The organism is Salinicoccus cyprini, from assembly GCF_007713705.1.
Taxonomy (GTDB): domain Bacteria; phylum Bacillota; class Bacilli; order Staphylococcales; family Salinicoccaceae; genus Salinicoccus; species Salinicoccus cyprini.
Map to the genome: position 1 here is coordinate 765,808 of NZ_VMSJ01000001.1, position 25,888 is coordinate 791,695.

Consider the following 25,888-nt stretch of genomic DNA (forward strand, 5'->3'; position numbering starts at 1 on the left):
GCTTCAAATTACATAGATGATAGTTGATAGCATAAAAAATGAGGCCCTCGCGGGCCTCATTGACGTTAGATGGAACGTCTATATTCTGAAATTCTATCTGTACTGGTTGAACTGGTTGTCGCCTTTTTCCTGATAGACCTGATCTTCTTCATCAGGTACTTTTCCTTGCGTTTCGACCTGCTTAGCCCGGTCTTTTGATTTTTCATCCCTATAATCACTTTGTTTGGCTTGGGCTTTTTCCTTCATCTGTTCAGCCTGGCTCTTGCCTTCCTGTGCTTTCTGCTCTGCTTCTTCACGCATCTTCTCCTGCTGGTCTTTCTTTTCTTCTGTCATGATTCAACACTCCTTTATCCGACTGTTTAATTATCCTTACCTTATTATCGGTATTGTTAAACCCTCATGATGTAAGGACACCCTGCATTCAATATGACCGGCTCATGTAAACTACATAAAAAATAGTATTTCGGGTATAAAGATTAAAGAGAGATATAATATTTTATCCGGCAAGCTGGAATTATGAAGGAGAATGAAATGGAAAACTGGCTGACATATATCATGAACAACTTCGGCTATATTGGTATTGCCTTTCTGATGGCTTTAGAGAATATTTTTCCGCCCATACCTTCAGAAGTGGTGCTGACTTTCGGCGGTTTCATGACAACCCAGTCCAACTTGAACGTTACGGGTGTGGTCATTGCATCGACCGTCGGCTCGGTTGTTGGTGCTGTCGCGCTGTACTATTTCGGCATGGTATATGGTATGAAGCGGATGGAGAAGATTGCTGACAAGTGGGGGCACATCCTCCGTGTGGATAAGGAAGACATGCATAAGTCAAATGAATGGTTTAAAAAGTATGAAGCAGTGGCTGTATTCATATGCCGCTTCGTTCCGGTAATGCGCAGTCTGATTTCGATTCCGGCGGGAATGGCACACATGAACATCTATCTGTTTCTTGCACTGACAACACTCGGTACAGTCATATGGAATATCGTTCTGGTCTATCTCGGTGCTAAAGTCGGTGGCTCCTGGGAGACGATTGTCGGGTACATGGACGTCTATTCGAGAGTCATGTACGGCATTCTCATTGTAGTGGTGATCATCCTGATTGTCCTTTTTATAAGAAAGAAAAAGAAACGATGACCTCATCGTTTCTTTTTGTATACATATTAAACTTCTAGAACCGTCTTTCTTCCTCGAATTCAACTTCTTCCAGACGGAACTGCTCAAAGGTGTATTCCAGTATCAAAGCAATCAGGGAAGCAGCCAGAAAGCCGAGAGTCTTGTAGAGTATATCCTCCAGAGCAAGCATCGTGATGGCCAGCAGGACTATGTAGACGATAATGGATATTGAGCGCCATAATGTGGAATGAATAATGACATATGATTGATCCGCCACCGTAATTGTGTTGCTTCTCGACAACCATCTGGACACGCTGATTTCTGCTACTGGACGAGCCAGGTTGATCTCCTTCTCCTCTTCATGGTATATCCTTTCAATCTCACGCCCATCTGCCTTTACTTTCAAAGCCATCCCCATTCCAATCGAATTCGTGCTTCTTTTGATTGTAATCGACATTTCCGTCTCCTTCTTCAACTAGTAATTTATTTCTAACCATTATAACAAAATTGTAATATTCCAGGTTATGGAATGTAAAAGTCGAATGTTTATGTTACTGTAATAACTGTATCACTATAGGAAGTACAGTTATCATAATCTATATAGGGAGTGGATGCTGGTGTCTGATTCAGCAATGGCAATCAGAGGTTTACATAAGACAATCGGCCGCAAGAAAATCATCAAAGATCTGAACTTTGATATCCGTCCGGGTGAAGTGTATGGCTTCATCGGCCCGAATGGTGCAGGCAAGACGACGACCATCCGGATGATGGTCGGTCTGATCGGCATTACGTCGGGGGACGTTGTCATCAAGGGAAACAGTATCAAGAAGAACTACAAGAAAGCAATCAGTGAAGTCGGGGCGATAGTGGAAAATCCTGAAATGTATCCTTTCATGACAGGCAAGCAGAACTTGAAGCATTTCGCACGCATGACGCGTGGCATCACTGATGCCCGTATCGACGAAGTGATCAGACTGGTCGGGCTTGAAAATGCCATCCAGACCAAAGTCGGGAAGTACTCACTTGGTATGAGGCAGCGTCTTGGCATTGCGCAGGCTCTGCTGCATAGCCCGTCCGTCCTCATCCTGGATGAACCGACAAATGGACTGGATCCGGCCGGCATCCGTGAAATCCGGCGCTATATCCGCAAGCTTGCTGTGGAGGATAATGTATCTGTCATCGTCTCGAGCCACCTTCTCAGTGAGATCGAGCTGATGTGCGATCGCATCGGTGTCATAAAAAACGGTGAACTCATTGCGGTAAGGGATCTGCATGAAAAGACGGACAGTGAACAGAGTATCGTCAGCCTGGATGTACATCCAAGGGATGAGGCGATTGAAATCCTGAACACAGCGCAGCATATAAAAGTGCTGGAATCTGATGATCAGCTCAAGATCCAGATCAACAGGAACGATGTGCCCGGCCTCGTGACGACGCTGGTCCAGAAGGATATCCAGGTCTATGGTGTCACCGTTATACAGTCAACATTGGAAGATCAATTCCTTGAGATGATTGGAGAGAATGTCATTGGGTAATATATTCAGCCTTGTCAGAAACGAACTCGGCAAAATCTATGTCATGAAATCAACCTGGGCCATGTATGTCTTTCTCGTTGCACTCGTCCTCTTCAGCTTCATCATGAATACAGTCACTGATTCTGTAGATTCTGAAACGACCTATACAGATGACTGGAGGACGGAGCTGCAGGAGGAGAACCAGACACTTACTGAAGAAATTGAAACAGCCGGAGAAGATGATCCTTTCGTCGAATCAACGAATATGGGAATCATCCAGCAGAATACCTACATGTTGGAAAATGATATCAGACCGTACGGATATCACGCGGGCAACTTTGTTCTGGACAATCTTTTCACGACATCACTTGTCAGCCTGTTCGTCATCATCATCGCAGGTGGTATTGTTGCGAATGAATTCCGGTGGGGAACCATCAAACAGCTGCTGATCCGTCCAATCTCAAGAGGAACGATACTGCTGTCGAAATACATTGCACTGCTATTATTCACGCTGTTCACAGTCGTTTTCCTATTAGCAACAAGCGCCATCGTAGGTGCAATCGTCTATGGGGCGCCAGTCGTCAATCCGGAGATCATCGTCAATCGTCCTGACGGCATGGCAAGTAACGCACTGCTGCCAGAAATATTCATGCAGTACGGCTTCAGAGTGCTCAACATCGTCGTACTGGCAACCTTCGGCTTCATGATCTCAAGCATTTTCAGAAGCAGTGCACTGGCAATCGGCCTTTCCATGTTCCTCATGTTCATTGGAACGACTGTCGCTCAGGCCATGGCACGGTACGAGTGGGCCAAATACATTCTTTTCGCCAACACGGACCTTTCCGTCTACTTTTCATCATATGGGCCGATCCGTGAAGAGATGACAATCGGATTCTCCGTAGCCGTCATCGCTGTGTATATGGTGGTATTCATTATTACGGCATGGACAATATTCATCAAACGCGACGTGGCATAATCGTATAGAACTAAAAGGATGACAGCTGATCAGCTGTCATCCTTTTTTTGTTCAGTAGACCTTCGAGTAGACGACCATTGAAATGAAAGCAGTGGAGATCATCGAGGCAGTGAATATCTGAAATAGATCCACTGAAGGCAGGCTGACAAGACCAAATTGTGTAATGGTCGTGAAGACCATCAAGTAGAGGAGCATCGCAAAGAACGAAGCCAGGATCGCTTTTTGCCTGATCAGCCGCATCCGCTCATCCTTCTGAATGAACTGCGGGTAGAGGTGGGCCATGCAGAAACTCATTATTGACATCGAAATAAATGTGTAGAACATGAGCGTCGGTTTCGAACCAGTAGTAAACGCAATCCAGCCAAGCAGACATGTCACAATAAGAAAGAAGACACCAAGAAGCATAAAAGCCGTTTTTGAAGATTTCATCCGTATCCCTCCGTATAATATGTTTACTTGTAATCACTATCCTCCAATGAGAAAAGTGTTTCGACATTGGTGTCTAACAGCTCTGCCAGTATCATCGCCAGAGGAAGGGAGGGGTTGTATCTGCCTTTCTCAATGGAGATCACTGTCTGTCTCGAAACACCCAGGTTTTCAGCGAGACGATCCTGTGAATACCCGTATCTTTTCCTGAACTCTGAAACATTGTTTTTCAAATGCACCCACCTCTTTGTCTACAGAATAAAGTAAAGCATACTTTACGTCAAGTGTGCTTTACATATCGAGCGTTTCAAAATTATGTCATAAGGGAATCTAGTATTAATTACTTGAGGAAAAAGGGGAGTCGCATCTGAAGAACCTCAGCATATTCGAAAAAATAAACTTTGCGGTCGGCTGGGTATTTTTAGCTGTCGGAGCAGTACTTGTCGTATTGAATATGGATGATGGATTGGATATGCGCCAGCAGCTGGTACCGTTGGCTTTCATCATTCTGGGCTTATCTCTGCTATTCATACCGGGATTCCTGAAAGGCATTCAGATTGGGAGAAGGAAGTAGTCAGGAAGCAGAATTCTGCTTCCACTCCGCCTTATCTATCACTTCCAGCCTATACTGATCCGTAATGAATTCGAGCATCAATAGAATCACAGCGACAGTAATGAAAATCCATGGATTGCTGAACAAGGTAATCGAAAATATGAAACTTAAAATCAGGAACAGAAAAAACGAGTACATCAGTACGTGGCTCACAATCGGAGTCCTGATCATGACAGTGTCCCCATCATCAACAGTGATCCTATTACTGGAGCTGCCAAACTGCGCAACCCGTATTTCCATATCATCGTTTGGTATATCAATTTCCTTCTTTTCATCGAACCTTAACGCAGTTATCTTTTCATCATCAATCTTTATGTTTAAAGAAAGCAGTGAACCCATCCAGCCGGTTCTTCTCAAAATTTTTACAGCCATATCCAGACCCCTTCCTACAGATTTTCGATAATATAGAGACCACCGCAATGGGAGACCTGGTGATAGCCATAGTTGCTGATGGACAAAAGCTCTGGTTCCAGGTCGTCGTTAATAAAGTAGAACTCGGCATCATCCCATGAGTCGGCATTGTCCAAGCGGCACATGTCATGATCCTGCTTGTGTTCAAAGGAGATATCACCGACCAGTATTTTTCCGTCCTTTTTCAATAAGGGCAGGAGTGTTTCAATAAAAGATAATTTCTCTTCATCAGTGAAGTGGTGCAGTGTGTAGGTACTGACTATAAAATCATACTGTCTTCCGCTGATTTCAGCTGGCAGCCCTTCAGCAATATTCCACTCGATCAGATTGGCGTTTTTCATTTTAGGCTGGGCGATGGAGAGCATCTCCTCGGAAAAATCAATCCCATCTATCCGGTGGCCATGATCATATAATCGACTTGCCAGCACACCAGTGCCGATACCTATATCCAAAACTTCAGCCCGCTCTTTCTTCATGATCTCGCCATATATTATATTCAATATTTTCTTATAGCCGGCAAATGGATATGTATCATTGTCTTCACTGATCTGAACTGTTTCATCATAGTCATTCGCCCATAAGTTGAATCCTTCATTACTTAGCATTAGATACCCTCCATTGTTCCTTCTTATATATCCTCGAGCATTCCCAGCAGGTGCTCTTTACACAATCCTACCATTTCATTCAATTATTTCAAATGAGTTGTTGGAATATTATGAGAGAATGAAACGATTATATGATATAAAGGGGAGGCATCGGATGTGTCCTGATTATTTATTCTGGACACAAAAAGTGATGCTCCTTACTGGAACATCACATGCTTCCCAAGTTACATCACCAGTGAATAAAGCATCATTCCCACCAGAAGTCCTAATATAAAGAATATGATCAGTTTCAACGTTCTATTCAAATTGGCCAGCCTCCTTTCAATAAGTTTTAAGATAGTATGCGGCTCTGAGAGTATCAGGGGGTATGTTCATTATGGAATAGTGAGACGAAAGTGTAAATTGTCAGTCTAGAGTGCATGGTGGATTCGAGTTCCGTTCATTAGTGTGATATATAAGGATTTTAAATTATAATTATTCATATATGCAAAAATTTTGACAATTAAGTTTTTTTCTACTCTTAATGGTTCTTTTCCTATATCCTTGAATTAAAGGAGGATATACATATGAAAAAGAAGTCCGTATCTTTATTGGTGTTCCTTGCAGTAATACTCGGTGCTTGTTCCAGTCCCGACAATGACCTGGAGGGGGAGGTGCTTAACGTTTTTACATGGGACCCTACAATCAGCAGTGAAGACATATCAGAGAATCTGAATCCATCTTCCAATCTAGAGTTTGATTTCAAATCATCAGATAAAGTGGAAGTGAAATTAGTAGGGGAAATATTTAAAGGAGTTTATACTCTCGACGGTAGTGTATTAAGTGTAGATTTGAAGGATGAGAATAATGAAGAGGCTTTAGCAATGGAGTTTGAGGACTTTAACCAGCATGAAGAGAATGCAAGTTTGTATACTGGCACTATTTCTAAACTGGATATAAAGAATGATGCATACCATAGAATAGGAAGTAATTTTTCTTTAAATGAATATTTGGGTTTCTATAATCCTGAATAGAGTTTCAGACAGATTGAAAAAAGCGAACTCCCTTCACCGACTAATGTAGTGAAGGGAGTTATTTTAGCCTCTTTTTAGATTCATTTCAGCTTGCTGCTATTGAGTAAGGCCTGCGAGCCACATGGAGATCTGTGGTATGAATGCAATGATCAATAGACACAGTATCATTACAATGATGAATGGAATTACAGCGACCGTCGTCTTTTCTATCTGAACCTTGCCGACACTTGATGCGACAAACAGGTTGACGCCGAGTGGCGGAGTGACGAATCCGATTGCGAGAGCCACGACGAGGATGATGCCGAAGTGGATCGGATCGACACCGACTGCGGTAACGACGGGCAGCAGAATCGGCGTAAGTACAACGAGTGCTGAAATCGTATCGATGAACATGCCGACAACGAGCAGGAACAGAATGACGATGAGCAGTATGGCAACCGGATTGGATGACAGGTTTGTCAAGTATGTAGCGATACTGTTTGGTATCTGCTCGAGTGTCATGAAGAATGCGAATGATACGGAGAAGCTGATGATGATCATTGTCGTGGCATTGATGATGATTGTTTCCATGAAACCGTCATAAATGGCTTTGAAATCGAGCTCCTTATGAATGAATATACCGACGATCAATGCATAGACTACCGCTGTAACGGCTGCTTCTGTCGGCGTGAAAATCCCGCCATATATACCACCAAGTATGATGACTGGAATTAATAGGGCCCATTTGGCTTCATACAGGGCCTTCAGCACGTCCTTAAAGCTGAATGACTGGTTCTCCTCTGATGGTTTATATCCTTTGGATTTTGAAATGAAGTAGGCGGTCAGCATGATGGCAACACCGACAAGCAGTCCTGGCAGAATACCTGCCATGAACAGGGCACCGACGGAAACATTTCCGACTGCACCATACAGGACGAGTGGTATGCTCGGCGGGATGATGACACCGATGGAACCGGCTGTTGCAGGAACTGCTGAGGCAAATCCCTGATCGTAGTTCTTTGCAATCATGGCAGGGATCATAAACCCACCGATTGCTGCGACTGTCGCAGGTCCTGAGCCTGCAATGGCTGCAAAGAACATGCACGCAACAATTGTAACGAGTGACAGCCCGCCGGTCATAAAGCCGACAAGCGTGGAAGCGAGATCCAGCAGTCTTTTCGAAATGCCGCCTTTACCCATCAGTACGCCTGCCAGTATGAAGAATGGAATGGCGAGAAGCGGGAAGGAATCAAGAGATGTAAAGGCCTTCTGTGCAATCAGGCTGATCGGCAGATCCGTGCCGAACCAGATGGCTGCAAGGGCGGAGACACCCAGGGAGATGGCAATCGGCACCCCGATCAGAAAGCAGATGATGAAAACACCAAATAATATCAGCACTGTCATAGCACGGTATCCCCCTTGCGATCATAGTCTTTCCCGTAGATTTCCACCATCTGCTGAACCAGTCTTATCATCATGCTCAGCGCACCGAGTGGCACAGCAAGATAGGATATCCAGAATGGAATCTGGGTGGCAGGGGCGACCTGACCATACTGTAATGTCGTCAGTACAAGCTGGGTGCCAAACATGGCAACAAGCAGGACAAGCAGGAACCATATGACAAGTGCGACCATATCCAGAATTTTGCGTACTGTCCCTTTGAACAGGTCGATGAAGGCAGTCACTTTAATGTGTTCTCGGAGCTTTACTGCATAGCCCGCACCAATCCACACCTGGAAAATATGTATGTGCCTGGCTGCTTCCTCTGTCCAGCTTGGTGCACTCTGGAATATATATCTTCCAATGACCTGGCCGAAAATGAGTGCAACCATCAGGACAAGGGTGGTGATAAGGAACCATTCTTCAATTCGATTCAATTTTTTAATCATTATTAAGCTCCTTCTATAGATTCAATTATTGAAATCTATTCTTCTGTGGCTTCAAACAGTTCCTCTATAAGATCGTTACCAAGTATCCTATCGTATTTTTCAAATACAGGTTCAGTTGCCTCGATGAATTTCTGTCGCTGAGCTTCTGTTATTTCGTTCACCTCGACCCCTTCATCCTTCAGCACCTGCAGATACTCCTCATCCTGCTGGCGCGCCAGCTCCCTCTGTTCTTCACGGAACATGACGGAAGCGTCCATGATGACTGTTTGCAGGTCTTCAGGCAGCCCCTGATAGAAATCATCGTTCATCAGGAGGGCAGTCGGCATATAGTATTGGCCGACCAGGCTCATATAGTCCTGTACTTCATAGAGGTTACTCGTGTAGTAGAGTGAAATTGGTCCTTCCATGGCATCGTAGGTGCCCTGCTGCAGCGCAGTGTACATCTCCCCGAAGGCAAATGGCGAGGCATTGGCACCGAACGCTTTGAAGATATCGGTCTGTACCGGACTTTCCAGCGTTCTGAACTTCAGACCTTCAAGATCCGACGGTTCATATATCGGACCTTTGTTATTCGTAATATGACGGAAGCCGTTCTCGGCGAAGACAAGACCCTTCAGGTTATCTTCTTTCAGGTCATCAAGCAGGTTCTGGCCGAATTCACCATCCAGTACCTTGTAGGCTTCTTCGTGGTTATCAAAAAGGAAGGGCAGATCGAGCACCATGAAATTCTGATTGAAAGAGGAAACAACCGCCAGCGCGGGTATGGTCATTTCAACGTTGCCGAGCTGTACAGCTTCGACAGCCTCACGGTCGGAAGGGAATAGCGAACCACTTGGATAGAGTTCGACTTCCAGTCTGCCATCGGACTCGCGTTCAACCTGCTCTACAAATTTCTCTGCAACGATATGGGAGGAGTGGCTTGGGGAAACAAGATAGGCCATGCGTATGACCGTTTTTCCGGATGCCTCGTCCTCATTGGGACGACCGCAGGCGCCCAGCATCATGACTAGTGCTAGAACGAAATAAATTAATCTTCTCATAATGGACACATCTTTCTGATTGGAAAATAGTTGGTGATATGATGGAGTTTAATTATTAGAAAATAATCATTAATCTAATAAATGCATATGTAAACAATATAATATATAAGTATGCTATAGTATTTTCGCAAATTTGTAAAGATTACAAACATATAAAAGCCGAGGGGATAAACTATGAAGTTTTTTGGAATCGATCTCGCCTGGACATATAAGAATGAAACAGGCATCTGCATAATTGATGAGCATGGCGAAGTGGAACAATTGGAATCTGCCATCTTCAGCAATGAAGATATTGTGGAAATCATAAAAGCGCAGGGCGATGAAGCACTGACAATAGCAATCGACGCACCGCTAATCGTCAACAATGAATCAGGCGGACGCAGGGCTGAAAGTGAACTGATGCGTTCAAGAATAAATGGTCATAGACTTTTTGCTTTCAACTCGAGCAGAGGTTATCTTACAAGGACTTTCGGTGAGATCCGGGGAGAAACCTTGATAGAAGCGATCAAAAAGGCAATGCCCGAAATAGAAGTCGGATTCAGCTGGACGGATTCGAATATCGTAGAAACATTTCCTACCGGCATATGCTGTGGTCTGTTTCCGGATATGTTTCCAATCAGATACAAGAAGAAGAGAAGACTATCTTTTGCGCAATCATGTTCAGATATGGACAGATTGATGGATCGGTTCCGTCTTATTGAAAAAACAGGAGAAATCAGCGGCCTCATGTTGAAGCTTGACAAAGGGGATTTACCGTATACACGCAAGCGTCATAAACATATTGAAGATAAGGTCGACGCTTTCCTTTGTGCATATGGCATGTATACCATTCATAGGAACACATCATATGGCCAGTCATTTGGAACTGTTGATGATGGTTTCATACTCATTCCTGTAAAATACTTATGATGTCATAAATTTTATGTAGCAATTTTTCTAAATTATTGACTGAAAATTCAGTTACATATATCATGATAATTAAGAATGCGCTTACAATTAAAGCAAATGCTTCAATCCAGCTCATTCATATAAGGGGAATCTGAGCCTTTAAGGCTTTGATATAACACCAGGAAAGGAGCAGCAGAGAAATGACGGCTGTCCAGCATATGTCCGGGCAGCAGCAGTGGGAGAAATTGAACATAAAACAGGAGGGGTAAAATGCAGGGAAATCGTGGTGTAGTCTATACTGGGGCAGGCAGCGTCGAAGTAAAGGATATTGAATATCCGGATCTGGTTCTGAAAGCGGGACCCGGTGTACCGGAATCAAACGTTGGACGCAAATGTGAGCATGGTGTCATCTTGAAAGTAATTACAACGAATATATGTGGCAGTGACCAGCATATGGTCAGAGGGCGTACAACGGCACCTGAAGGTCTGGTGCTCGGGCATGAAATTCTCGGGGAAGTCATCGAAGTCGGCAGGGATGTGGAGTTTGTCAAAAAAGGGGATATTGCATCTGTGCCGTTCAACATCGCATGCGGCCGCTGTGTCATGTGCCGGGAACAGAAGACGCATATCTGTCTCAATACCAATCCGGAACGTGCCGGTGCAGCGTATGGCTATGTTGACATGGGCGGCTGGGTCGGTGGCCAGTCTGAATATGTCATGGTGCCATATGCGGATTTCCAACTGCTCGTCTTCCCGGATCGCGACATGGCAATGGAGAAGGTGCTTGATCTGACAATGCTGTCGGACATTTTCCCAACAGGCTACCATGGCGCCTATTCAGCAGGTGTAAAGACCGGTTCCACTGTATACATCGCAGGCGCCGGGCCAGTAGGCCTTGCCGCTGCCCACTCGGCACAGCTCCTCGGTGCATCGAGGGTCATTGTCGGTGATCTCCAGGATGAGCGCCTGAAGCAGGCGGAAAGTTTCGGCTGCGAGACAGTGAATGTGTCCAAGCATGACCGTCTGGGAGATCAGATCGAGCAGATACTCGGAATTGACGAAGTCGATTGTGCAGTTGATGCCGTCGGCTTTGAAGCGTCCGGACACGGTGCCGATGCCGGAGAGCAGCCGGCCGCTGTACTCAACAGCATCATGGATATCACGACGGCAGGCGGCAAGCTCGGCATACCTGGACTCTACGTTACAGAAGATCCGGGCGCAGCAGAAAAAGAAGCGCAGTTGGGGACGCTGAAGGTCCGTCTCGGACTCGGCTGGGCCAAGGCGCATACATTCGTCACTGGTCAGACACCGGCAATGAAATACAACCGTGATCTGATGAAATCCATCCTTTCCGGCCGTGCCAATATCGCCAAAGCCGTCAATGCAACCGTCATCAGCCTGGACGAAGCACCGGATGGCTACAGGGATTTCGACAAAGGGGCAGCAAAGAAATTCGTCATCGATCCTCATGGATATTTGAAGTAATTTTCTGAAGTGATACACTGTAACTACTGGCATAATTTTGAATATGCCAGTAGTTACTTTACATATTTTTAGGAGGATTTCATGAAATGGATCAGATATGGTCTGCCGATTCTGATGATACTGTATCCGGTTGTCTGGTTTGTGGTCATATTGAATATGACAGACGATGTTTCTTTCTTTGTACCTTTTTCCGTTGTGATACTAGGTATCATCATCAATTCGGATATTGATATGCAGTCTGCCAAAAACCAGAAAATCAGTACATTTCTGAATGGAACTCTAATTAGTATGATTATGATTGGCTTGCTTACAAACGAAATAGTCACGAATATCACTTTCAACCAGTTCGCTTTGATCTTCGCGGGCGTCTATTTTACCTTAGAATTCATGCTCCATAGAATAGAGCCGTTTAGACAGGCTGTCATAAGCATGTAAGAATCAAAATTTTCCAAATAAAAATCCTTTGGAGCCAATGGCTTCAAAGGATTTCATTTTTACTATTCTTCTATAAATCGTGATAGGAACTGCCGGTCTTCAAGATTCATGAAGTCGACACCGAACAGTACAAGAATGGAAAGGCCGACTGTCCAGGCGATGACGCTGAGTGTCACCCAGAAGAATGTTGCTTTCTGACTGCCGCCGAGAATGAGGGCCATCAGTGCGGTGAAGTGGCTGCCGACAAAGAAGGGACCGATGAAGGCGAGTCCGGGGAGTCCGTACTTTTTCCAGATCTGTTCAGCGCGTTGCGACTTCCTGCTGTTCTCATTGCCTTTTCTTTTCTGGCGCTCCAGATACCATTGTTTTATGCGGTCGACCAGTATAATGAGCAGAAATAGTGTCACCAGGTTCCCAAGGATGCCAATGATGAGTGTCATGATGAAGTTCATACCACCGATGATACCGACAGGCACAACAACGAATGCTTCGAACAGTGGTATGGCGGACAGCAGAAAGACGATTATGTAGGCGATGAGCAGTGATGTATTCATTTCTTACCTCCAAGTTCATGTTGCTATTATTTTAGCATAAGAAAGCCGGATGGGTGGTGTAGCGGATGTTTGAAATCAGTCAGAATGTCTATTTAAGACTATATCGATCATTTTGAATGGAGGATAACGTATGGATATTAAAAAAGGTGAAAACATGTTCTTTGTCGGGGAGGATGAACTGAACCCGGAAGCGAAGATTGTTTTCACTACAGACGAGGACCAGGACTATGTCATACAGGAGACGCAGGTGAACGACGAACTGGGCGGTCAGGGCGTTGGTACCGATCTGGTCGAAACAATGGTTGAATTTGCACGACAGGAAGATAAAAGAATTGTACCGCAATGTCCGTTCGCAAGGGACGTCATGGAGAAGGACGACAGTATGAAGCAGCTGATCAAATAGGAATTATGGGCCAGGGGATGATTATTCCCTGGCTTTTTCTGTATAATGGCCTATAATAGTGTTTTGATTTTGAAAGGATGAATGAATTTGGCCAAAAGTCTAGTACTTGCCGAGAAACCTTCTGTGGCAAGAGATATTGCGAAAGTATTGAATTGCCATAAAAAAGGCAACGGCTTCATGGAAGGGGACCGCCACATCGTGACATGGGCACTGGGTCACCTCGTCACTCTGGCCGACCCGGAAAGCTATGATAGTAGATATAAGACATGGAAGCTTGAAGATCTGCCGATGCTGCCGGATCCACTCAGACTGACAGTCATCAAGAAGGCAGGCGGACAGTTCAATGCAGTGAAGTCGCAGCTGCTCAGAAAAGATGTCGATCGCATCATCATCGCAACAGATGCGGGCCGTGAAGGTGAGCTTGTGGCGCGCTGGATTATCAAGAAGGCGAAAGTGAACAAGCCGATCGAACGTCTGTGGATTTCGTCCGTCACCGACAAGGCGATAAAGGAAGGGTTCCAGAATCTAAAGCCCGGCAAAAATTACGAAAATCTTTATGAAGCGGCAGTCGCACGTTCTGAGGCCGACTGGTATATCGGCCTGAATGCTTCCCGTGCACTGACGACAAAATTCAATGCCCAGCTCAACTGTGGACGTGTCCAGACACCGACACTCGGCATGATTGAAAGCAGGGAAGCGGAGATCAGGGATTTCAAGCCGAAGACGTACTATGGTGTTGAAGTCATTACGGACGGTCTCAAACTGACCTGGCAGGATGACAAAGGAAACAGCAGAAGCTTTGACAAGGACAGGATCGATGCCATTGCCAATAAAACCGACGGCAGCACAATGGTGGTCGACTCTGTCGAAAGCAAAGCGAAAAAGACGTTTGCACCGGGTCTGTATGACCTGACTGAACTTCAGCGGGATGCCAACAAACAGTTCGGCTTCTCTGCGAAAGAGACGCTGAGTGTGCTGCAGGGACTATATGAACGGCATAAGGTGGTCACCTATCCGAGAACCGACTCCAGATATCTCTCACAGGATATTGTTCCGACGCTGCCTGAAAGACTGAAGGCATGCGGCATTGGTGACTACCGTGCTACAGCGACCCGTATACTGAGAGGGAAGATCCAGGCAAACAAGTCATTCGTCGACGACAGCAAGGTCAGTGATCACCATGCCATCATCCCGACTGAAAATCATGTCCATATGAGCGACTTCAACGAGAAGGAGCGCAGACTGTATGACATCATCATCAAAAGATTTCTCGCCGTCCTGCTGCCGCCGCATGAATTCGAACAGGTGACAATAAAAGCTAAAGCGGCCGGGGAGACATTTACAGCCAGGGGGAGAACTGTTCAGAAGGAAGGCTGGAAAGCAGCCTACTCGAACCAGTATGAAGACGAGGTCGAGGAAGATGTCAAAGATCAGCAGCTGCCGAAGCTCGGAAAAGGTGACACACTTTCGGTCCAGCGCATCAGCGGAACAAGCGGCCAGACGAAGGCGCCGGCAAGATTCACCGAGGCGACGCTGCTCTCCGCAATGGAGAACCCGGCCAGATATATGGAAGTGCAGGATAGGAAATTGAAAGATATCCTCGATTCCACAGGCGGGCTCGGAACTGTTGCCACGCGCGCAGACATCATCGACAAGCTGTTCAATGCCTTCATGATCGAAAAGAACGGTCAGGCAATCAAGATCACTTCAAAAGGCAGGCAGCTGCTCGACCTTGTGCCAGATGCACTCAGGTCACCTGCCACGACTGCCGTCTGGGAACAGAAGCTTGAAGCCATCGCAAAAGGTCGACTGAAGAAGGAAGTCTTCATCCAGGAAATGAAGTCCCACACGAAAGAAATCATTCTCGAGATCAAAGCCAGCGATAAGAAGTTCAAGCACGACAACATTTCCGGCAAATCCTGCCCCGACTGCGGCAAGCCGCTGCTTGAAGTGAATGGCAAGAAGGGCAAGATGCTCGTATGCCAGGACAGGGAGTGTGGCCACCGTAAGAATGTTGCGAGAATCACCAACGCCCGCTGTCCAAAATGCAAAAAGAAAATGACACTGAGTGGAGAAGGTGAAGGCCAGATCTTCACCTGCACATGCGGCCACAGGGAGAAACTCTCTGCTTTTGAAGCCAGAAGGAAGAAGGAAGGCCGCGGCAAAGTCGACAAGCGGACCGTCAAGAAATATATGAAAGAACAGGAAGCGGATGAACCGATCAATAATGCACTCGCCGAACAGCTCAAAGCATTGAATCTGGATAAATAAGGGAGATCTGATAAAAGGATAAAATACACTATCGCAGTAATCAGTTTCGGAGTCGTTTTCTTCATTATGATGGTCGTCACAAATATGGTATCGACGCTCTTCATGCCGGTGAGAGCTGGGAATCCATGGGAAACAGCCGGTCAGCAATCCAGCCAGGTTATTGTCTATGCAAGCTCTTCGATACTGCCGATCGTCATTTCAACCGTGGTCGCATTCGGACTCAGCTACTTCTTCTATAGAAGGTTTGCAAAGAACACCTGTTAAGTGTCATGTACCTATGTAAGGATTGTCAGGTGGTATTGTATTTTCAATCATCCTGTGGCATAATGCCTCCACAAGGTGGAGTACGGACATGTTCATGTTGCCACCTAAAGCAAAGGAGAGGTACTTTGACACGTTGCAGCAGTTGTCATGAAAACTGGAGCGTCAGTTCAGCACTCAAGCGATATACTGCAATTGCTCCTGGCATGGCATGCCCCTCATGCGGCCAGATGCAGTATCTATCAGAAAGATACAGGGAACGCAGCCTGATGATGATGCTGTTGATTCCATTACTGATGCTGATTCCAGCCTTCTTCGATATTTCAATTGTAGCCATGTCACTTCTGATTCTGGCGGCGTTCATCGCAATTGCAGTCATCCATCTGTTCACCATCGAACTATCAGGAGATCAGGAAACAGAACACAAAGGCTTGATGGAATAGATTCAATATACTAAAGGGACTGCCAGGGCAGTTCCTTTTTTATGTATGGAAGCAGTACAGCTGTAAAAGCATGAATGGCAAGGATTCGTCTAATTTTTGATATAATATAAGGACTACGCTACGATAAAGGGGAAACCATCATGGAAATGGAAACACTCTATGAAATTGCGAAACAGAAACTGAATACGAGGCGGACGAGCCGCAATGGCAAGGTGGGGCATGTGGCTGCTGCGCTTGAGACAGCAGCGGGCAACGTCTATACAGGCGTGGCAATGGACCTGCCATCCTCCATTGGGTTCTGTGCAGAGCATTCCGCCATTGCAGCCATGGTGACTGCCGGTGAACAGGATATAGAGAGGATCATCGCAGTCTATGAGGACGGCACCATCATGGCACCATGCGGCAGATGCCGTGAACTGATGAACCAGGTCGGGGATAACAACTATTTTTGTGAAATCGGCCTGCCGGGCGGGACTGCCCAGCTTGAAGCGCTGCTGCCTGAACGGTGGGACTTCAAGTATCTGCAGTCGGATGAAGCGGCAAAGAAATGATCCTGAAAACGATATTTCGAAAGGACAAGGTGAAAGATGATGGCACACTTCAATGAAATCAATACAACAGCACAAGGCAACACGAAAAGACTGCAAAAGAGCATTCCGGATACGATGAAAAGCTTCAAGGACCTCCAGGATGCAGCTTACGCACCAGGTGCACTGGACAAGAAGACCAAGGAATTTGCGGCATTGGCCTACGCGATTGCAGACAAGTGCGAAGGCTGCATCGGCAATCATGTAAATAAACTGATCAAGCTTGGTGCATCACGTGAAGAGATCGCTGAAATTGCAGGCGTTGCCATCGTCATGGGTGGCGGACCAGGCAGTGTATATGGCGGTAAAGCACTGCAGGCTTATGATGACGCCATGGAAAGCCGATGATTGCCCGCGTAGATCGCTCGAATATCCAGGATTTTGCAGACCTTGCTCTCAAACTCTGGCCGGATAGCACCAGGGAGGAACTGGAACGCGACTTCGACGTCTACATTTCAAGCAGCAATGACGCTGTATTCATTGCCAGAGCTGAAGAAGGCGCAGTCGGCTTTGCACATTGCAGCCTGCGGGTGGACTATGTACCAGGTGCAGAATCATCGCCGGCAGGATATCTCGAAGGCATCTTCGTTGAGAACGAGCATAGGCGTAAAGGCTACGCACGTACTCTGGTAGATGCATGCGAACAGTGGGCCACAGACAAAGGGTGTTCAGACTTTGCCAGTGATTGTCTGCTTGATAATCACAACAGTATTGAAATGCATCAGCATCTTGGATTCACGGAAGTCGAGCGTACCGTTTCATTCTATAAAAAATTATGATTGGAATTGAAAGGACCGACGGATAACCGATATCCGCCGGTCTTTGAGCTACCTAGCTGTTTTCGCCTCTGTATGCCTTCTCCAGAGTTGCGATATCGAACTTCTTCATTTTCAGAAAAGCTTCCGTCACCCTGTTGATCTGTTCACGGGTTCCCTCAGCCATCATTTCTTCCATGGCAGTCGGATAGATCTGCCAGGACACACCGAATTTATCTTTTAGCCAGCCGCATTGCTCGGCTTCAGGTACTGCCGACAGCTTTTCCCAATAATAGTCGATCTCCTGCTGGTCCTTGCATTGGACCATGAGGGACACGGCTTCATTGAAGTTGAAGTCATGATCTTCTGCACTGTCCATGGCAGAGAACCATTGCTGCCCCAACCTGAAGTCTCCATACATTACTGTCCCTTCTGTATGAGGCGGCATATCACCCGGATATTGCGCAATTTCGCCAACTTCCGAATCCGGAAAAATGGAGACATAGTATTCGATGGCCTCTTTTGCCCTGCCATGATTCTCTCCGACGAACATCATTGCAGGAACGATGTTCGAACGTTCCGGTCCGGATCCATCAGACAGTATCAGCTGCCACGTCACTCCGTACTTGTCCTGGACCCAGCCATACTTGCTGCTGAAAGGATAGGCGTCGAGCGGCATCAGAGCCGTGCCGCCTTCCATAAGCTTATTCCACAGTGATTCCAGATTCCCTTCAGCCGCCTCATCTGATGCAGGATTGAACAGCAGCATGAACGAAATGGCCGGATTCAGCGTAAAGTAGGGGCCTGCACTGATGGCCATGAACTTGTAGTCCATCAGCTCGAATGATAGTGAAGGTGTGTCTCCTGACGGTGTGTCTTCCATGTACGTTTTAACGTTCACCTTTGATTGCGGAAAGATGGACGTGTAGAAATCCACTGCCTCTTCTCCTTCGGCATCAAACCATAGATGGGGAACAATGTGCTGATTCTTCATTTCAGATCCCTCCAGACTCTTTTCCGCTATTATATCAAATGTATGATAAATTTACACTTTTGGTAGATGTGCTTTACTCTGCCAAGTGTATCATGAAAGCGCACTAATTCATTGCAGTAGCAGTATCTTAGTGGTAAATTTAATGGGAAAGAGACTTTGATAAAAGGGGATTATGCATGCCTAATATTATAAATATCGATAGCCTGGAAGAGGCTCAGGCACTTATCGGTGCAAACGATCAGCATATAACATTTCTGGAAGAGGAATTTGATGTCACCATCCATACACTCGGCAATGAGCTCACCGTGGATGGTGAGAGTGATGAAAATGTCGAATTGACGGAAGATGTGCTGATCAATCTGCTGAAGATCATCCAGCGAGGGATGTCCATCAATCTGAGGGATGTCCAGTCTGCTGCAATGATGGCAAGAAAGGGTACAATCGAGTACCTTGCAGATCTTTATAATGAAGAAATCGCCCGGGATATAAAAGGCAAGGGAATCCGAGCCAAGACGACCGGACAGCGTCTCTATATTGAAAATATCAAGCGGACGGATCTGACGTTCGGCATCGGTCCGGCGGGTACCGGCAAGACGTTCCTGGCTGTTGTACTGGCATGCCAGATGCTCCGTGAAAATAGTGTCAAACGTATCGTGCTGACACGGCCTGCTGTTGAAGCGGGTGAAAACCTCGGCTTTCTGCCTGGTGACCTGAAGGAGAAGGTGGATCCCTACTTGAGACCTCTGTATGACGGACTGCATACCGTCCTCGGAGCAGAGCAGACGGATCGGCTGATCGAGCGTGGCGTCATTGAAGTAGCGCCGCTCGCGTACATGCGTGGCCGGACATTGAATGAAGCTTTCGTCATTCTCGATGAAGCGCAGAACACGACGGAAATGCAGATGAAGATGTTCCTGACACGTCTCGGCTTCGGTTCGAAGATGGTTGTTACAGGTGATGAAACACAGATTGACCTGCCGGGTTCAACGAAAAGTGGGCTCGTCGAGTCGGTACGCCTTCTGAATAATGTCAATGGCATCTCCATTAACAAGATGGATGAATCGGATGTTGTCCGTCACCCGCTTGTATCCAAAATCATAAAAGCATATGAAAAGGAGTGAGCATCTTGATCAATGTCGATTTTCTGGACGATGACGGCTTTGCTGATGAACAAGAGAAGCATGAAATAGAATCCCTGATCCAGTTTGCCTATGACCATCTTGAACAGCACGATGATGCTGAGGTCAGCATCTCATTCGTCGATCAGGAGGAGATCCGAAGCATCAACCGCGACTATCGAAACAAGGATGCGGTCACTGATGTCATCAGTTTCGCCATGGAGGATGAGGAGGATAACCTGATTCACGAAGATGCATTGCGGACACTCGGTGATATCATCATCTGTACGGAACGTGCCGAGGAGCAGGCCAAGGACTATGGCCACAGCTACAAGCGTGAACTGATGTTTCTGAGCCTTCACGGTTTTCTCCACCTGCTCGGATACGATCATATGGAAGCGGAAGAGGAAAAGGAAATGAATGGTCTTCAGGACGAGATACTCAAAGCTTTCGGTGTCACCCGGGAAGATTAGATGAAACTGCTCAATCGTTTCAAATATGCTGTCATGGGCCTACGCTGGCTGGTCGGTAAAGACAACCATTTCATCATCCACTTCCTGCTTGCCGGTGCGACAATAGCTGCCGGTGCCATACTGATGATCGAACGCATCGAGTGGCTTTTCATCGTCAGTGCCATATTTTTCGTGCTGATTGCTGAAGCTTTGAATACGTCCATTGAGGCATCGGTCGATCTGACGACCGGCGAGTATCATCCGCTGGCGAAAGCGGCCAAGGATGCAGGGGCGGCGGCAGTGCTGCTGTCATCACTCTATGCGGTCATTGTCGCATTGTTTATTTTTATACCCTATTTGCTTTAATGAGGAGATGTTTACGTGAACGATGGAATTTTTAAAGAAGAATGGTTTGACGAGGTAAAGGTGGCCCAGAGCAGGGCGTACACTCCATACTCGAAATTCAATGTAGGTGCACTGCTGGTCATAGAAGACGATCAGTATATATACGGTGCCAATATAGAAAATGCGGCCTACCCGGCAACAATCTGCGCAGAACGCAGTGCGCTGGTGAGTGCCTATTCGAATGATATAAAGAAATTCAAGGCCATAGTGGTCATCACGGACTCGGAAGAGCCTTCCAGTCCTTGCGGGACATGCAGACAGGTCATGAAGGAACTATGTGAAGGTGACATGCCGGTATACCTTGTCAGCCATGCCGGCAAGGTGATCAGACGTACTGTGGATGACCTGCTGCCGCTCGGCTTTTCAGGAAAGGATATGGAATAATGACAGAAAATGAATTCAAATCGGGTTTCGTCAGCATCATCGGACGCCCGAACGTAGGCAAATCAACATTCATGAATAAAGTACTGGGGCAGAAGGTGGCCATCATGTCGGATAAGCCCCAGACGACAAGAAACAAGATCCAGGGTGTGCATACGACTGAAACGAGTCAGATGATTTTCATCGATACGCCAGGGATCCACAAGCCGAAGCACCAGCTCGGTGAACATATGATGAAAGTGGCAAGGAATACTTTGCGCGAAACGGAAGCCATCCTGTTTCTCGTCAACGTTTCGGAAGAGATCGGCCGCGGCGACGAGTATATCATCGAAATGCTTAGGAATACACGCACACCGATCATCCTCGTCCTCAACAAGATAGATCTGGTCCACCCGGACAAATTGATCGAACAGATCGAAGTATACAAGGATAAGCTGCCTTTCTCCGATATCGTGCCGATTTCTGCACTGCAGGGCAACAACATCGACAGGCTGCTCGAAGTTCTGGAATCCTACTTGCCGGAAGGGCCGATGTACTACCCTGAAGACAGGATCACCGATCACCCGGAGCACTTCATCGTCAGCGAACTGATCCGAGAGAAGGCACTGCACCTGACAAGTCAGGAGATTCCGCATGCCATCGGTGTTGAAGTCGAGCGGATGAAAGAGAATGATCAGGGACTGATCCATGTCCAGGCAACCATCTATGTGGAACGTGACTCGCAAAAAGGCATGGTCATCGGCAAGCAGGGCAAGATGCTCAAGGAAATCGGCCAGCTCGCCCGCATGGATATTGAAAACCTGCTCGGCAGCAAGGTCTACCTGGAACTATGGGTCAAAGTCCAGAAGGACTGGCGCAATAAATCACAATTCATCCGTTCACTCGGCTATCGTGACGAGGAGTACTAGAGAACGGGATGATCTATCAGCAGAAAGGTGTAATGATCCGGCAGGCCAGCTACAGCGAGTCCAGCCGGATCATTACCGTATTGACAGAGGACGGCAGCCAGGTGCCGCTGATGTCGAGAGGCTTCAATAAGCCGAAAAGTCCATTCATAGTCCTCAGGCAGGGGATAAAGGAAGCACTTTTCACCTACAACCGTTTCAAAGGCATCGGGACACTCAATGAAGTGGATGTCATCCAGCCGTTCAAAAAAGTGAATGGGGACTTTACGGTGTACACATACGGTTCCTATATCATGGAGCTCATTACACGGGCGCTGGAAGAGGATATGAAGCAGGACAGCTTCTACCGCCTGCTGATCCGGTCGTTCGGGCTTCTGGAAGCAGAGAGCGAGCCGGCAGGCGTCACGGCGTTCACTGCCATCAAGATGCTGCCGTACTATGGCGGGCAGATCAACGTCGACGAATGTGCAGTCTGCAAGACACGCGACAGGTCGCTGTTTACACACTACTCATTCAGTCACCACAGCGTCATCTGCTCACGATGTGCAGATGAGGAAACTGTCAGGCGGGCTGTCCCCGTCAGCAACCGTGTCCTCTATCTGGCCGGCTACATGAAGCATGTGCCGATCGATAATGTGGAATCCGTCAATATTTCAAAGGAGAATGGTAGGCTGCTCCTGTCATTCATTGAAATGATCTATGATGAATACACCGGCGTATACTTCAAATCGAGGCGGCTGATCAAATCGATGGAGGATGCCGGCCAATAATACTATAAAAGGCAAAATAAAAAAGAATGCGAGATTCTCTCCTCGCATTCTTTTTTACTGCTAGTATTTGATTTTCTGTTTCAGGAAGTCATTCAGTTCGTCAATCGCTACACGCGTCTGCTCCATCGTGTCACGGTCTCTTACTGTCACTTTGTTGTCTTCGAGGGAATCGAAGTCGAAAGTGATGCAGTATGGTGTGCCGATTTCATCCTGGCGTCTGTAGCGTTTGCCGATGGACTGTGATTCATCGAATTCGACATTGAATTCGCCGGCGATCTGTTCAAACACCTTGATTGCATCTCCGCTCAGTTTCTTGGACAGCGGCAGTACAGCAGCCTTGAACGGTGCAAGCTGTGGGTGGAATCTCAGTACGGTACGTGTTTCACCATTGTCCATCTCCTCTTCATCGTATGCATCGCATAGGAAGGCGAGGGCCACACGGTCGAGTCCGAGGGAAGGTTCGATACAGTATGGAATATACTTCTCGCCCGTTTCCTGGTCATGGTACGTGAAGTCTTCATTGGAGTGCTCCATATGCTGGCGCAGGTCGAAGTCGGTGCGGCTTGCGATGCCCCAGAGTTCGCCCCAGCCGAACGGGAATCTATATTCGATATCCGTCGTTGCATTGGAGTAGTGGCTGAGTTCATCTTCATCATGGTCGCGCAGTCTCGTATTGTCATCCGACATGTTCAGATCCTGCAGCCATTTTACGGCGAAGTCCTTCCAGTAGTTCTGCCACTCGATCTCTGTGCCCGGTTTGCAGAAGAACTCGAGCTCCATCTGATCAAATTCGCGCGTCCTGAAAGTGAAGTTGCCCGGTGTAATCTCATTACGGAACGATTTTCCGACCTGGCCGATACCGAACGGCAGCTTCTTGCGCATTGTGCGCTGTGCATTCTTGTAGTTGACGAATATGCCCTGTGCCGTTTCCGGTCTCAGGAAGATTTCGTTCGTGGAAGATTCGGTTACGCCCTGGAACGTCTTGAACATCAGATTGAACTGTCTGATGTCAGTGTAGTTGTGTGCCCCACAGATCGGGCATGTGATGTTGCGCTCCTCAATGATGCGCTTCATTTCATCAAAGCTGAGGCCGTCGGCAACGAAGGAATCGTCTTCCTTCTGGATGACATCTTCGATCAGCTTGTCTGCACGGTGCCTTGATTTGCACTCCTTGCAGTCGATCATCGGGTCGTTGAAGTTCCCGAGGTGACCGGAAGCTTCCCACGTCTTCGGATTCATCAGTATTGCAGCATCCAGTCCGACGTTGTATGGGGATTCCTGGATGAACTTCTTCCACCATGCCTGCCTGACGTTGTTCTTCAGTTCAACACCAAGTGGGCCGTAGTCCCACGTATTTGCAAGTCCACCATAGATTTCACTGCCTGGAAAGACAAATCCTCTCGTCTTCGCCAGATTCACAATTGTTTCCATTTCCATTCTGTTCGACTCCTTACATTTGAAATTGGGTCAAGTATGGTCGATAAATAACAAACGTCCCCGGATAACAGTACTGTTATCCGGGGACGAGCATAGCCCGCGGTTCCACCCCAATTAGTGTATACACTCCGCTTTTATATTTATCTGTAAAGTCATATGCCAGTTCAATGTTAAGCTCGCACCATCCTTAACTCGCTTCATCTAACATTATAGCCACTGTACAACTATTGTGCAAACTTTTGTCTATATTTCTTTATTCGTCTGAATGTATTATAATTGGGTATGTTGGGAGTGAGGGCATGGAACTGAATGAGAGACAAGAAAAAATACTCAAAATCGTAAAGCAGCATGGACCGATTACCGGCAGCAACATTGCCGAGCAGCTGTCTCTGACACGCGCCACACTGAGGCCGGACCTCGCAATACTGACTATGTCCGGTTACCTGGATGCACGGCCGCGCGTCGGCTATTTCTATACCGGAAAGGAAACGGAGGAAGTGATGACTTCCAAGATCCGGAATATTCTGGTGAGTGAAGTGCAGAGTCTGCCGATTCTGATCAAAGAGGATACTTCCATCTATGAAGCCATCGTCAAGATGTTTCTGGAAGATGTCGGCACACTTTATGCCATCGACGAAAAAAGAGGACTGGCGGGGGTTATTTCGCGCAAAGATCTTCTCCGGGGTACGATGGGGGCGAATGATATAGAAAAAACGCCTGTCAGCGTCATCATGACACGCAAACCGAATATCACAATCTGCTACCCGAACGACCTGCTGATCTACGCAGCCAACCAGCTGATAGAGAAGCAGATCGACTCACTGCCGGTCGTCGAAACACAGGATGGTGTCGATCAGGTGATCGGCAGGGTGACCAAAACCACCATTACAAGAGTATTTGTCAATCTCATGGAATAAGGAAGTGTTTTAATGTCGAATATAAAAGTGATCATCGCTTCGGACTCGGTAGGTGAAACCGGCGAACTAGTGGCCAAGGCATGCCTGTCACAGTTCAATATCGAAGAGTCCGATGATGTGCTGATCCGATATCCATATATAGAGAGTGAGGACAACGTGGACGATGTCATCGACCTCGCCAAAAGCAAGAAGGCCATTGTCGTGTTTACCATCATTACGCCAGAACTCAGAAAATACATCAAGCAGGAGCTGGTAACCGAAAACGTCCCTTCAGTGGATATCATGGGACCGCTCATGAACATTCTTGAAGGACAGTCGGAAGAAGCGCCGTACTACGAACCGGGGCGTGTGCACCGGTTGGATGAAGACTATTTCAAGAAGATCGAAGCGATTGAATTTGCAGTCAAGTATGATGATGGCAAGGATGCCAGTGGGCTGGACAAGGCGGATATCGTACTGATCGGTGTATCCAGAACATCGAAGACACCACTGTCACAGTACCTTGCGCATAAGAAGTACAAAGTCATGAACGTTCCGCTCATGCCTGAAGTGACCCCGCCGAAGGAGCTTTTCCAGGTGGATCCGAAGAAGTGTGTCGGTTTGAAGATAAACCCGGTATCACTGAACAAGATCAGAAAAGAGAGGCTGGCCCAGCTCGGCCTGAAGGATACGGCAAGTTATGCCAATGATAAACGGATCCAGGAGGAACTCGAATACTTCAATGAGGTAATCGGCAAGATCGGCTGTCCTGTCATTGATGTATCCGAAAAGGCAATTGAGGAGACAGCCAACCAGATCCTGAACCATGTAGAAGGACGTTTGAATATTAAGGGATGATGTGA

At 46.9% G+C, this 25,888-nt stretch carries 34 protein-coding genes; 22 read left to right on the forward strand and 12 right to left on the reverse strand.

Annotated elements, in window-relative coordinates; all coding sequences use genetic code 11:
• Positions 1 to 93 precede the first annotated feature (93 nt).
• Positions 94 to 333: a hypothetical protein gene (locus tag FO441_RS03735; RefSeq protein WP_145285962.1), complete on the reverse strand. Its 240-nt coding sequence runs from the start codon at positions 331 to 333 to the stop codon at positions 94 to 96.
• 198 nt (positions 334 to 531) lie between these two features.
• On the opposite strand from FO441_RS03735, the gene FO441_RS03740 reads away from it, so the two are divergent.
• A complete protein-coding gene (locus tag FO441_RS03740) occupies positions 532 to 1,140 on the forward strand; it encodes a DedA family protein (protein ID WP_145285965.1) in 609 nt (202 codons plus the stop codon).
• 34 nt (positions 1,141 to 1,174) lie between these two features.
• Here FO441_RS03740 and FO441_RS03745 read toward each other — a convergent pair whose 3' ends face one another.
• A complete protein-coding gene (locus FO441_RS03745; protein ID WP_145285968.1) occupies positions 1,175 to 1,576 on the reverse strand; it encodes a hypothetical protein in 402 nt (133 codons plus the stop codon).
• A 154-nt stretch (positions 1,577 to 1,730) separates the two neighbouring features.
• On the opposite strand from FO441_RS03745, the gene FO441_RS03750 reads away from it, so the two are divergent.
• Positions 1,731 to 2,654, forward strand: a complete 924-nt coding sequence (locus tag FO441_RS03750) for an ABC transporter ATP-binding protein (RefSeq protein ID WP_425473441.1) — start codon at positions 1,731 to 1,733, stop codon at positions 2,652 to 2,654.
• Complete coding sequence (locus tag FO441_RS03755; protein WP_145285973.1) at positions 2,647 to 3,609, forward strand: ABC transporter permease; 963 nt, start codon at positions 2,647 to 2,649, stop codon at positions 3,607 to 3,609. The genes FO441_RS03750 and FO441_RS03755 overlap by 8 nt, the downstream gene beginning before the upstream one ends.
• A gap of 51 nt (positions 3,610 to 3,660) precedes the next feature.
• Here FO441_RS03755 and FO441_RS03760 read toward each other — a convergent pair whose 3' ends face one another.
• From FO441_RS03760 to FO441_RS03775, 4 genes are all read right to left on the reverse strand, one after another.
• Positions 3,661 to 4,038 carry a permease gene (locus tag FO441_RS03760; RefSeq protein ID WP_145285976.1) on the reverse strand — a complete coding sequence of 126 codons (378 nt, stop codon included), beginning with the start codon at positions 4,036 to 4,038 and terminating at the stop codon, positions 3,661 to 3,663.
• Between the two features lie 23 nt (positions 4,039 to 4,061).
• A complete protein-coding gene (locus tag FO441_RS03765; RefSeq protein ID WP_145285979.1) occupies positions 4,062 to 4,268 on the reverse strand; it encodes a helix-turn-helix transcriptional regulator in 207 nt (68 codons plus the stop codon).
• A 341-nt stretch (positions 4,269 to 4,609) separates the two neighbouring features.
• Positions 4,610 to 5,020, reverse strand: a complete 411-nt coding sequence (locus FO441_RS03770) for a hypothetical protein (protein ID WP_145285982.1) — start codon at positions 5,018 to 5,020, stop codon at positions 4,610 to 4,612.
• A 14-nt stretch (positions 5,021 to 5,034) separates the two neighbouring features.
• Positions 5,035 to 5,664 carry a class I SAM-dependent methyltransferase gene (locus tag FO441_RS03775; protein WP_145285985.1) on the reverse strand — a complete coding sequence of 210 codons (630 nt, stop codon included), beginning with the start codon at positions 5,662 to 5,664 and terminating at the stop codon, positions 5,035 to 5,037.
• A gap of 566 nt (positions 5,665 to 6,230) precedes the next feature.
• Between FO441_RS03775 and FO441_RS03780 the strand changes: the two genes are divergently transcribed.
• Entirely contained in the window at positions 6,231 to 6,677 is a 447-nt protein-coding gene (locus FO441_RS03780) for a hypothetical protein (RefSeq protein WP_145285987.1), read from the forward strand.
• A gap of 96 nt (positions 6,678 to 6,773) precedes the next feature.
• On the opposite strand, the gene FO441_RS03785 is transcribed toward FO441_RS03780, so the two are convergent.
• From FO441_RS03785 to FO441_RS03795, 3 genes are read right to left on the reverse strand one after another with little or no spacing between them, the layout of a single operon-like run.
• Positions 6,774 to 8,060: a TRAP transporter large permease gene (locus FO441_RS03785; protein WP_145285990.1), complete on the reverse strand. Its 1,287-nt coding sequence runs from the start codon at positions 8,058 to 8,060 to the stop codon at positions 6,774 to 6,776.
• Positions 8,057 to 8,545: a TRAP transporter small permease gene (locus tag FO441_RS03790; RefSeq protein ID WP_145285993.1), complete on the reverse strand. Its 489-nt coding sequence runs from the start codon at positions 8,543 to 8,545 to the stop codon at positions 8,057 to 8,059. The genes FO441_RS03785 and FO441_RS03790 overlap by 4 nt, the downstream gene beginning before the upstream one ends.
• Before the next feature lie 35 nt (positions 8,546 to 8,580).
• Complete coding sequence (locus FO441_RS03795) at positions 8,581 to 9,585, reverse strand: TRAP transporter substrate-binding protein (RefSeq protein WP_145285995.1); 1,005 nt, start codon at positions 9,583 to 9,585, stop codon at positions 8,581 to 8,583.
• Between the two features lie 174 nt (positions 9,586 to 9,759).
• Here FO441_RS03795 and FO441_RS03800 point away from each other — a divergent pair, with 174 nt between their 5' ends.
• The 3 genes from FO441_RS03800 to FO441_RS03810 all read left to right on the forward strand — a co-directional run bounded on the left by FO441_RS03800 (position 9,760) and on the right by FO441_RS03810 (position 12,393).
• Positions 9,760 to 10,494: a DUF429 domain-containing protein gene (locus FO441_RS03800; protein ID WP_145285998.1), complete on the forward strand. Its 735-nt coding sequence runs from the start codon at positions 9,760 to 9,762 to the stop codon at positions 10,492 to 10,494.
• 249 nt (positions 10,495 to 10,743) lie between these two features.
• Complete coding sequence (gene fdhA / locus FO441_RS03805; RefSeq protein ID WP_145286000.1) at positions 10,744 to 11,958, forward strand: formaldehyde dehydrogenase, glutathione-independent; 1,215 nt, start codon at positions 10,744 to 10,746, stop codon at positions 11,956 to 11,958.
• Between the two features lie 81 nt (positions 11,959 to 12,039).
• On the forward strand, positions 12,040 to 12,393 hold the full coding sequence (locus FO441_RS03810) for a hypothetical protein (RefSeq protein WP_145286003.1): 354 nt from the start codon (positions 12,040 to 12,042) through the stop codon (positions 12,391 to 12,393).
• Between the two features lie 62 nt (positions 12,394 to 12,455).
• Here FO441_RS03810 and FO441_RS03815 read toward each other — a convergent pair whose 3' ends face one another.
• Positions 12,456 to 12,947, reverse strand: a complete 492-nt coding sequence (locus FO441_RS03815; RefSeq protein WP_145286006.1) for a small multi-drug export protein — start codon at positions 12,945 to 12,947, stop codon at positions 12,456 to 12,458.
• Between the two features lie 130 nt (positions 12,948 to 13,077).
• Between FO441_RS03815 and FO441_RS03820 the strand changes: the two genes are divergently transcribed.
• From FO441_RS03820 to aac(6'), 7 genes are all read left to right on the forward strand, one after another.
• Positions 13,078 to 13,350, forward strand: a complete 273-nt coding sequence (locus FO441_RS03820; RefSeq protein ID WP_145286008.1) for a GNAT family N-acetyltransferase — start codon at positions 13,078 to 13,080, stop codon at positions 13,348 to 13,350.
• 87 nt (positions 13,351 to 13,437) lie between these two features.
• Positions 13,438 to 15,621, forward strand: coding sequence for a DNA topoisomerase III (locus tag FO441_RS03825; RefSeq protein WP_145286011.1), 2,184 nt, complete (start codon positions 13,438 to 13,440; stop codon positions 15,619 to 15,621).
• 66 nt (positions 15,622 to 15,687) lie between these two features.
• Positions 15,688 to 15,885, forward strand: a complete 198-nt coding sequence (locus FO441_RS03830) for a hypothetical protein (RefSeq protein WP_145286014.1) — start codon at positions 15,688 to 15,690, stop codon at positions 15,883 to 15,885.
• 125 nt (positions 15,886 to 16,010) lie between these two features.
• Positions 16,011 to 16,325, forward strand: a complete 315-nt coding sequence (locus FO441_RS03835; protein WP_145286017.1) for a TIGR04104 family putative zinc finger protein — start codon at positions 16,011 to 16,013, stop codon at positions 16,323 to 16,325.
• 140 nt (positions 16,326 to 16,465) lie between these two features.
• Positions 16,466 to 16,876, forward strand: coding sequence for a cytidine deaminase family protein (locus tag FO441_RS03840; protein ID WP_145286019.1), 411 nt, complete (start codon positions 16,466 to 16,468; stop codon positions 16,874 to 16,876).
• 39 nt (positions 16,877 to 16,915) lie between these two features.
• Complete coding sequence (locus tag FO441_RS03845) at positions 16,916 to 17,260, forward strand: carboxymuconolactone decarboxylase family protein (RefSeq protein ID WP_145286022.1); 345 nt, start codon at positions 16,916 to 16,918, stop codon at positions 17,258 to 17,260.
• On the forward strand, positions 17,257 to 17,691 hold the full coding sequence (gene aac(6') / locus FO441_RS03850; protein ID WP_145286025.1) for an aminoglycoside 6'-N-acetyltransferase: 435 nt from the start codon (positions 17,257 to 17,259) through the stop codon (positions 17,689 to 17,691). The genes FO441_RS03845 and aac(6') overlap by 4 nt, the downstream gene beginning before the upstream one ends.
• A gap of 52 nt (positions 17,692 to 17,743) precedes the next feature.
• Here aac(6') and FO441_RS03855 read toward each other — a convergent pair whose 3' ends face one another.
• Complete coding sequence (locus tag FO441_RS03855; protein ID WP_145286028.1) at positions 17,744 to 18,661, reverse strand: VOC family protein; 918 nt, start codon at positions 18,659 to 18,661, stop codon at positions 17,744 to 17,746.
• Positions 18,662 to 18,837: 176 nt separating this feature from the next.
• On the opposite strand from FO441_RS03855, the gene FO441_RS03860 reads away from it, so the two are divergent.
• Genes FO441_RS03860 through recO form a run of 6 tightly spaced genes read left to right on the forward strand, consistent with a single transcriptional unit; the run spans position 18,838 to position 22,692 of the window.
• A complete protein-coding gene (locus tag FO441_RS03860; protein ID WP_145286031.1) occupies positions 18,838 to 19,782 on the forward strand; it encodes a PhoH family protein in 945 nt (314 codons plus the stop codon).
• 5 nt (positions 19,783 to 19,787) lie between these two features.
• Positions 19,788 to 20,252 (forward strand): rRNA maturation RNase YbeY, encoded by a 465-nt coding sequence (gene ybeY, locus FO441_RS03865; RefSeq protein ID WP_145286034.1) that lies wholly within the window; start codon positions 19,788 to 19,790, stop codon positions 20,250 to 20,252.
• Positions 20,253 to 20,597, forward strand: coding sequence for a diacylglycerol kinase (locus FO441_RS03870; RefSeq protein WP_186365458.1), 345 nt, complete (start codon positions 20,253 to 20,255; stop codon positions 20,595 to 20,597).
• A gap of 15 nt (positions 20,598 to 20,612) precedes the next feature.
• A complete protein-coding gene (gene cdd, locus FO441_RS03875) occupies positions 20,613 to 21,020 on the forward strand; it encodes a cytidine deaminase (RefSeq protein WP_145286036.1) in 408 nt (135 codons plus the stop codon).
• A complete protein-coding gene (era, locus tag FO441_RS03880; protein WP_145286039.1) occupies positions 21,020 to 21,925 on the forward strand; it encodes a GTPase Era in 906 nt (301 codons plus the stop codon). The genes cdd and era overlap by 1 nt, the downstream gene beginning before the upstream one ends.
• A gap of 8 nt (positions 21,926 to 21,933) precedes the next feature.
• Entirely contained in the window at positions 21,934 to 22,692 is a 759-nt protein-coding gene (gene recO / locus FO441_RS03885; protein WP_145286042.1) for a DNA repair protein RecO, read from the forward strand.
• 60 nt (positions 22,693 to 22,752) lie between these two features.
• Here recO and FO441_RS03890 read toward each other — a convergent pair whose 3' ends face one another.
• Positions 22,753 to 24,129, reverse strand: a complete 1,377-nt coding sequence (locus FO441_RS03890) for a glycine--tRNA ligase (RefSeq protein WP_145286044.1) — start codon at positions 24,127 to 24,129, stop codon at positions 22,753 to 22,755.
• 299 nt (positions 24,130 to 24,428) lie between these two features.
• Here FO441_RS03890 and ccpN point away from each other — a divergent pair, with 299 nt between their 5' ends.
• Both ccpN and FO441_RS03900 read left to right on the forward strand, forming a co-directional pair.
• Positions 24,429 to 25,046: a transcriptional regulator CcpN gene (gene ccpN / locus FO441_RS03895; RefSeq protein ID WP_145286047.1), complete on the forward strand. Its 618-nt coding sequence runs from the start codon at positions 24,429 to 24,431 to the stop codon at positions 25,044 to 25,046.
• A gap of 12 nt (positions 25,047 to 25,058) precedes the next feature.
• The gene (locus FO441_RS03900; protein WP_145286050.1) at positions 25,059 to 25,883 is read left to right on the forward strand and encodes a pyruvate, water dikinase regulatory protein; all 825 of its coding nucleotides are present in this window, start codon (positions 25,059 to 25,061) and stop codon (positions 25,881 to 25,883) included.
• Positions 25,884 to 25,888 lie beyond the last annotated feature (5 nt).

Bases quoted from the DNA above. Each gene is read 5' to 3' on its own strand.
- FO441_RS03890 (WP_145286044.1), bottom strand. From the start codon at position 24,129: ATGGAAATGGAAACAATTGTGAATCTGGCGAAGACGAGAGGATTTGTC.
- FO441_RS03790 (WP_145285993.1), bottom strand. From the start codon at position 8,545: ATGATTAAAAAATTGAATCGAATTGAAGAATGGTTCCTTATCACCACC.
- FO441_RS03745 (WP_145285968.1), bottom strand. From the start codon at position 1,576: ATGTCGATTACAATCAAAAGAAGCACGAATTCGATTGGAATGGGGATG.
- FO441_RS03795 (WP_145285995.1), bottom strand. From the start codon at position 9,585: ATGAGAAGATTAATTTATTTCGTTCTAGCACTAGTCATGATGCTGGGC.
- FO441_RS03840 (WP_145286019.1), top strand. From the start codon at position 16,466: ATGGAAATGGAAACACTCTATGAAATTGCGAAACAGAAACTGAATACG.
- FO441_RS03760 (WP_145285976.1), bottom strand. From the start codon at position 4,038: ATGAAATCTTCAAAAACGGCTTTTATGCTTCTTGGTGTCTTCTTTCTT.
- era (WP_145286039.1), top strand. From the start codon at position 21,020: ATGACAGAAAATGAATTCAAATCGGGTTTCGTCAGCATCATCGGACGC.
- FO441_RS03815 (WP_145286006.1), bottom strand. From the start codon at position 12,947: ATGAATACATCACTGCTCATCGCCTACATAATCGTCTTTCTGCTGTCC.
- FO441_RS03810 (WP_145286003.1), top strand. From the start codon at position 12,040: ATGAAATGGATCAGATATGGTCTGCCGATTCTGATGATACTGTATCCG.
- FO441_RS03870 (WP_186365458.1), top strand. From the start codon at position 20,253: ATGAAACTGCTCAATCGTTTCAAATATGCTGTCATGGGCCTACGCTGG.
- FO441_RS03750 (WP_425473441.1), top strand. From the start codon at position 1,731: ATGCTGGTGTCTGATTCAGCAATGGCAATCAGAGGTTTACATAAGACA.
- FO441_RS03800 (WP_145285998.1), top strand. From the start codon at position 9,760: ATGAAGTTTTTTGGAATCGATCTCGCCTGGACATATAAGAATGAAACA.
- FO441_RS03780 (WP_145285987.1), top strand. From the start codon at position 6,231: ATGAAAAAGAAGTCCGTATCTTTATTGGTGTTCCTTGCAGTAATACTC.
- FO441_RS03785 (WP_145285990.1), bottom strand. From the start codon at position 8,060: ATGACAGTGCTGATATTATTTGGTGTTTTCATCATCTGCTTTCTGATC.
- ccpN (WP_145286047.1), top strand. From the start codon at position 24,429: ATGGAACTGAATGAGAGACAAGAAAAAATACTCAAAATCGTAAAGCAG.
- FO441_RS03855 (WP_145286028.1), bottom strand. From the start codon at position 18,661: ATGAAGAATCAGCACATTGTTCCCCATCTATGGTTTGATGCCGAAGGA.
- FO441_RS03770 (WP_145285982.1), bottom strand. From the start codon at position 5,020: ATGGCTGTAAAAATTTTGAGAAGAACCGGCTGGATGGGTTCACTGCTT.
- recO (WP_145286042.1), top strand. From the start codon at position 21,934: ATGATCTATCAGCAGAAAGGTGTAATGATCCGGCAGGCCAGCTACAGC.
- FO441_RS03775 (WP_145285985.1), bottom strand. From the start codon at position 5,664: ATGCTAAGTAATGAAGGATTCAACTTATGGGCGAATGACTATGATGAA.
- FO441_RS03860 (WP_145286031.1), top strand. From the start codon at position 18,838: ATGCCTAATATTATAAATATCGATAGCCTGGAAGAGGCTCAGGCACTT.
- FO441_RS03820 (WP_145286008.1), top strand. From the start codon at position 13,078: ATGGATATTAAAAAAGGTGAAAACATGTTCTTTGTCGGGGAGGATGAA.
- fdhA (WP_145286000.1), top strand. From the start codon at position 10,744: ATGCAGGGAAATCGTGGTGTAGTCTATACTGGGGCAGGCAGCGTCGAA.
- FO441_RS03900 (WP_145286050.1), top strand. From the start codon at position 25,059: ATGTCGAATATAAAAGTGATCATCGCTTCGGACTCGGTAGGTGAAACC.
- FO441_RS03735 (WP_145285962.1), bottom strand. From the start codon at position 333: ATGACAGAAGAAAAGAAAGACCAGCAGGAGAAGATGCGTGAAGAAGCA.
- FO441_RS03740 (WP_145285965.1), top strand. From the start codon at position 532: ATGGAAAACTGGCTGACATATATCATGAACAACTTCGGCTATATTGGT.
- FO441_RS03845 (WP_145286022.1), top strand. From the start codon at position 16,916: ATGGCACACTTCAATGAAATCAATACAACAGCACAAGGCAACACGAAA.
- FO441_RS03830 (WP_145286014.1), top strand. From the start codon at position 15,688: ATGATGGTCGTCACAAATATGGTATCGACGCTCTTCATGCCGGTGAGA.